The sequence below is a fragment of the uncultured Catenibacterium sp. genome (assembly GCF_900540665.1).
Classification (GTDB): domain Bacteria; phylum Bacillota_I; class Bacilli_A; order Erysipelotrichales; family Coprobacillaceae; genus Catenibacterium.
On sequence record NZ_UQGV01000099.1, the window covers coordinates 1 to 5,896 of the forward strand.

Annotated in this window: 6 protein-coding genes; all 6 read right to left on the reverse strand. The window is 33.9% G+C overall.

Annotated elements, in window-relative coordinates:
- Window positions 1-10: 10 nt before the first annotated feature.
- The 6 genes from QZQ55_RS10285 to QZQ55_RS10310 all read right to left on the reverse strand — a co-directional run bounded on the left by QZQ55_RS10285 (window position 11) and on the right by QZQ55_RS10310 (window position 5,635).
- Entirely contained in the window at window positions 11-994 is a 984-nt protein-coding gene (locus tag QZQ55_RS10285) for a PhoH family protein (RefSeq protein ID WP_295093042.1), read from the reverse strand.
- 57 nt (window positions 995-1,051) lie between these two features.
- Window positions 1,052-1,237, reverse strand: coding sequence for a 30S ribosomal protein S21 (gene rpsU, locus QZQ55_RS10290; RefSeq protein WP_006505139.1), 186 nt, complete (start codon window positions 1,235-1,237; stop codon window positions 1,052-1,054).
- Window positions 1,238-1,348: 111 nt separating this feature from the next.
- Window positions 1,349-2,827: a UDP-N-acetylmuramoyl-L-alanyl-D-glutamate--2,6-diaminopimelate ligase gene (locus tag QZQ55_RS10295; RefSeq protein ID WP_295093044.1), complete on the reverse strand. Its 1,479-nt coding sequence runs from the start codon at window positions 2,825-2,827 to the stop codon at window positions 1,349-1,351.
- Complete coding sequence (gene mtaB, locus QZQ55_RS10300; RefSeq protein ID WP_295093046.1) at window positions 2,814-4,121, reverse strand: tRNA (N(6)-L-threonylcarbamoyladenosine(37)-C(2))-methylthiotransferase MtaB; 1,308 nt, start codon at window positions 4,119-4,121, stop codon at window positions 2,814-2,816. Before mtaB ends, QZQ55_RS10295 begins: the two co-directional genes overlap by 14 nt.
- 4 nt (window positions 4,122-4,125) lie before the next feature.
- The gene (locus tag QZQ55_RS10305) at window positions 4,126-4,899 is read right to left on the reverse strand and encodes a hypothetical protein (protein ID WP_295093048.1); all 774 of its coding nucleotides are present in this window, start codon (window positions 4,897-4,899) and stop codon (window positions 4,126-4,128) included.
- A 1-nt stretch (window position 4,900) separates the two neighbouring features.
- Window positions 4,901-5,635, reverse strand: a complete 735-nt coding sequence (locus tag QZQ55_RS10310) for a 16S rRNA (uracil(1498)-N(3))-methyltransferase (RefSeq protein ID WP_295093050.1) — start codon at window positions 5,633-5,635, stop codon at window positions 4,901-4,903.
- Window positions 5,636-5,896 lie beyond the last annotated feature (261 nt).

Below are 5,896 nucleotides of genomic sequence, written 5' to 3' on the forward strand. Positions count from 1 at the left end.
CCCCAATAATTTAAAGCGATTTTTTTATTGACCCCCCCTTAAAAATTAAAGGTTCTTTGTTCATATCATATTTTTCAATAATTCTAGCAACAACTGGATGACGAACAACATCAAGTGCCGTTAAATAAACAAAAGAAATTCCTTTAACACCATCTAAAATCTTCATGGCGTGCTTTAAGCCATTTGTTGTTTGTTTAGGTAAGTCAATCTGTGTAATATCCCCAGTAATACACATCTTAGAATTGAAACCAAGACGTGTTAAGAACATCTTCATCTGATTGTCTGTTGTATTTTGTGCTTCATCTAGAATAACATAAGCATCTTCTAATGTACGACCACGCATATAAGCAAGTGGTGCAATTTCAATAATACCCTTTTCAATCAGTTTTTCTGTATTTTCTGCACCTAACATATCATAAAGTGCATCATAAAGAGGTCTTAGATAAGGATCAATCTTTTCTTTTAAGTCCCCTGGAAGGAATCCAAGGTTCTCTCCTGCTTCTACAGCAGGTCTAGTTAAAATGATTTTCTGTACTTCATGATTCTTTAATGCCTGTACAGCAAATACAACAGATAAATATGTTTTACCAGTTCCAGCTGGACCAATCGCAAATACAACATCATGATCCTTTAAGGCATGATAATATTCTAATTGACCCATAGTCTTAGGATAGATGATCTTACCATGGCTTGTACGCGCAATATGAATATCAAAAAGTGAATCCATTTCATCAAGTTTTCCATTGCGCCCTAATTTAATCGCATATACAACATCTCTTTTAGAAATACGTACATCTTTCTTAGTCAGCTTGAGAAGTACATGAATTACTTTTTCTAGTACTGGATCACTATGATCAAGATAAATATCTGTACCACGTACATTGATTGCATTTTCAAACTCATCTTCTAATAATGCGATATTTTCATCATGAGGACCACATAACAATTGCATGGCATCTAAACTATATCCATTCAACTGAATTACTTTTTCCATAAAATCATCCTTTCATTGAAAAAAAGAAGAGTCAGATGACTCTTCTAAAAATAAATCTTATCTACGACGTTTCTTCTGATTCTTTCTAGCTGCTTCTGATTTCATTTTTCTCTTTAAACCAGGTTTAACATAGAATTCTCTTTTACGAGCTTCAGCAAGGGTTCCTGTTCTAGAAACTTGTCTCTTAAAACGACGTAAAGCATCATCTAAAGATTCATTTTCTCTTACTACTGTCTTTGCCATTGAACTTTCCCCCCTTTACCGCTAAATTCGAATATAATTATACACAATAATTTTAAATAATGCAAGTCTTTTTTGACTTTTATTCATGTAAATTGATAACTTATTTCAAATCTATAATTCTTCTTCTAATTCCTGATTATATAACTGTTTTGCATACTCCTGTGCAATGAATTTATCTCCAGGATAAGGTGTGTTACCTACTAAAGATGTCATGAACTGTTCATGACCTTTTCCTAGGATAAGAATAACATCTCCTGCACAGGCAGCATCAATAGCCTGCTGAATCGCAAAACGACGATTGGTGATGATTACAGAAATCGGATCTACAATCTGTTCTTGAATCTGTTCACAGATTCCTTCAATATCATCATCTCTTTCATCCTGCTCTGTCAAAATAACATAATCACAATATTTGTTTGCCAAGGCGCCAATCTTGCTTCTTTTATGAATATCTTTACGACCTGGTGCACCAAATACCGCAATTAAATGACCATTTCCCTTTACACCATCTACAAACTTAAATACTTCCTCAAAGTTATGTACATGCTGGCAATAGTCTACAATAATATGGAAAGGCTGTTTAACAGGCACAACCTCCATACGCCCTTCTACTGGCTGGATATATTTAATCGCATTGACTATCTCTTCAGGCGTCATTTCCAAAGCATAGAGTGTTGTCAATATCGCAAGTGTATTTGAAATATTAAAAGGTGCAATGATTGGAACCTCTACATGAAATAAACGATTCTTAATACATATATCAAACGTTGAATGATCAATAAAGTATTCAATATTACGAGCCATAATATCCGCCTTATGATGAATACCATAGCTTAAGATTTTTGCATGTTCTGACATGTCTTTATAATTCATTGAAAGAAAATGATTAAAGCGCACTTCATCAGCATTTAAGATAGCATAACCACCTTCTTTTAATAATCTAAAGAGTTTTTCATAAGAAACCATCAGGTTATCAATCGTACCATGAAAATCCATATGCTCTTCATAAGCATTTGTAAAAACCACAATACTGAAATTAACAGAATCAACACGTTTTAAAGCTAAACCATGAGAAGATACTTCAAGAGTAAAGCCTTTTACATTCTCCTTGACCATGTTATAGAAATTACGATGAAGACAGATCGGGTCAGGTGTTGTTCCTGTCATCTGCATCATAGTAGCACCATATTCTATCCCATTATTTCCTACATAGCCCATCTTTAAATAACGACCTAATAAGCGTGCAACAACACGGGCTACTACTGTTTTACCGCTTGTGCCTGTTACACCAATACCTGTCATCTTATAAGAAGGATGATCATAGAAAAGATCTGCCACACGATTGAGTTCATCTAGAACATCCGGCACTTGAATATAGACAATACCCTGATAATAACGACGCAATGGTTTAGAATGGACAATGCATTTAGCCCCTTGGAAAATAGCATCATCCACATATTTATGACCATCTGTCACAAGTCCTTCAATACAAAAGAAGATAGAATCTTTTCTTACATAACGAGAATCGCTATGTATAGATTCAATCTTCAAATCACTTTCAACTTTAAAAAGCTCATTAAGCCTCTTCACTAGAAACCACCCCGATTAAATCATAACCTCGATGATCTGTTACTTTCACTTTATAAATATGTCCTTCTTTTAAAGAAGTATCTGCCACAAGAACCTTTAAGTAATTAGAGGCATGACCTACCATATAGCCATCTTTTTCTTCTTCAATTAGTACTTCTAGTTCCTGATTCATTTCAGATAATGCGAATTCAGTTTTTAATTCATCAGATAACTGTAATAGTCTTCTAACACGGTCTTTCTTAACATCTCCTGGGACCTGACTTGGCATACGGTCTGCAGGTGTGCCTTTTCTTCTTGAATAAGGGAAAACATGTAACTGATTAAAATGAAGCTTCTTGATCCAGTTATATGTATCTACAAAGTCTTCTTCTGTTTCTCCTGGGAATCCTACAATAACATCTGTTGTAATAGAGATTCCTGGTAATGCTTCCTTTAATTCAAAATATTTCTTTTCAAATTCAGCTGTATTATAATGTCTTGCCATTCTTCTTAAAATAGAATCTGTACCAGACTGAATTGGAATATGAAGATGATCAACAATAATAGGACTCTTTCCAATAAGTTCAATAATTTCATCACTGACCTGACTCATTTCAATAGAAGAAATACGTAATCTCTTTAATCCCTTAATCTTAGTTGTTAAATCTACTAATAGGTCATAAAAAGAATAATTATCTAAATCCACACCATAACCTGCTGTATGAATACCTGTTAATACGATTTCTACAAATCCTCTGTCCACTAATTCCTGGGCCTGTTTTAAGACATCTTCCTTAGGACGAGAACGCACACCACCACGTGCATAAGGAATAATACAATATGTGCAGAAGTTATTACAGCCATCTTGAATTTTCAAGAAAGCTCTTGTTTTATTTTCAAATGCATGAATACTCAAGTCTTCAAAACGAGACACCTTCATAACATTTTCAATTTTAACTATCTGTTTATGTGTGCTCTTATATTCTTCTACAAAATCTACAATAGATGCACGATGCTGTGTTCCTAGCACAACAGAAACACCTTCAATTCCTGTGATTTCTTCACTTGCAACCTGCGAATAACAGCCTACAACACAGATTACTGCTTCAGGATTTGTACGATGTGCCTTACGGATCATCTGTCTTGATTTAGAGTCCCCTGTATTTGTGACAGTACAAGTATTAATAACATATACATCTGCAGGAGATTCGAAGTCGATTGTTTCATATCCTCTCTTTTTGAATATTTCTAACATCGCCTCTGATTCATAGCTGTTTACTTTACAGCCTAATGTATGAAAAGCAACTGTTGCCATTGTCTCACTTCACTTTCTTATTTAATTTCTTATATGTATGCTCACCAATCAACTGATGATCATGCATGTATTCAATGAACTGTGTATATTCACCACGTTCATAATAATTGACTAATTCTTTCGCATCATCGATAGATACCTTATTAGAATGACGATTATCATCGCCTATGACCATACGACAGATTAATGAGAAATCTTCTTTCACAAATAAATAGATTGTTCCCAATTCTTCATAATAATAGGCAATATGAGATTCATTTTCATAAATCTTTTCTAGAATTGAAAAAGGTGTATCAAATACAATAGGACCATAATATCTAAAAGCGGTATCTAATGCGATTTTCTGACTCTTTACAAATTCAGCATGCTGCTTCAATAAGAGAATCTGATAATCGTTGATATACCAGCCATTAATATCAGGAGAATAGACAGGAATATAAATATCTCTTGAACTTTCTTCATCATAAAAATGAGGGAGCGTTTCTAAAACATTCTTGAGATCATTATTGAACATCTTTCTTTTTTCTTCATAAGTAATATATTCAAACATATCATAATGACCTGCCGCAAAAAGATCATATGACCCTTCGATGGCATCTCTACCTTCTAATGAACGCAAGACTATTTCCATATTGAATAAATCAATTTCAGATTTAATCTTAAAACGAATATTCATTGATTCTAGTTCTTTTTTATGTTCTTCACAATAATGATACAACTTTGTCTTAGCATACTTTGTATCCCTGCTGTATTTATTAATGACTGCAATAAAGTTCATATTAATCCCCCAATTCTCTTCTATACCCAATAACACTTAGCATATATAAAGGTGCTGTTTCACTTCTTAAAATACGATTACCAATAGAACATGGCACAACACCCATTGCCTGCATCTTTTCTACTTCCTGAAGATCAAAACCTCCTTCAGGTCCTACAATAATAGTAATAGAAGTATGAAGTGCATCAAGTGCTTTAGTGAATGCATGATGTTCACCATTCTTGCTTTCTTCTTCATATGCCACAACATTGACTTCAGATAAATAATCTTTAAGCTGTGATAACTGAATAGGAGGCGTAATTTCAGGAACAATCTGTCTATGACATTGTTCACTTGCTTCCTGAGCAATACGAACAAAACGCTCTTTCTTCTTATTAAAACGTGTATCATCCATCTTCACAATACTTCTAGCAGCACGTAATGGAACAATACGTGTAACACCTAGTTCTGTTGCTTTTTGAATCACAAATTCAAACTTATCACTCTTAGGTAACCCGTAGACGAGAGTTACTTCAACATCTAATTCATTATCTTCCTGAAGTTCTTCCTTGATCTGTAATAAGCCCTGTTTTAAGTCTATGATTTCACATAATAATACATGCTTATCTTCATCAATACAAATAACATGTTCGCCTTTTTCCATGCGCATAACCTTAGTCATATGCTTATACATAGAATCATCAGCGATGATAATATCATTTTGTCTATAATTGTTTTTAATAAAATATCTCTGCATAGTCATCTCTCCTCTAGCATTCTAACATTTTTACGAAACATTGAAAAGACAATAGAAAAAAAAGAAGATAGAGGGGATTCTATCTTCTTTGGGTCTTTAATTTTTGTGGGGGTCAGACCTTCGCTCTAAATATTTGGGGGTCTTGGAAACAGCACCTTTAAATCTGTGGGGGTCACCTAAGGCTCCCACTTTTTTAGGTATTTTTGTGTAATTAAAAACCTTTCGCTGTATCATTAATTTGCTCATATTAAATCAAAGCGA

Excerpts from the sequence above, each read along its gene's own strand:
- QZQ55_RS10285 (WP_295093042.1), bottom strand. The coding sequence starts at position 994 with ATGGAAAAAGTAATTCAGTTGAATGGATATAGTTTAGATGCCATGCAA.
- rpsU (WP_006505139.1), bottom strand. The coding sequence starts at position 1,237 with ATGGCAAAGACAGTAGTAAGAGAAAATGAATCTTTAGATGATGCTTTA.
- mtaB (WP_295093046.1), bottom strand. The coding sequence starts at position 4,121 with ATGGCAACAGTTGCTTTTCATACATTAGGCTGTAAAGTAAACAGCTAT.
- QZQ55_RS10305 (WP_295093048.1), bottom strand. The coding sequence starts at position 4,899 with ATGAACTTTATTGCAGTCATTAATAAATACAGCAGGGATACAAAGTAT.
- QZQ55_RS10310 (WP_295093050.1), bottom strand. The coding sequence starts at position 5,635 with ATGCAGAGATATTTTATTAAAAACAATTATAGACAAAATGATATTATC.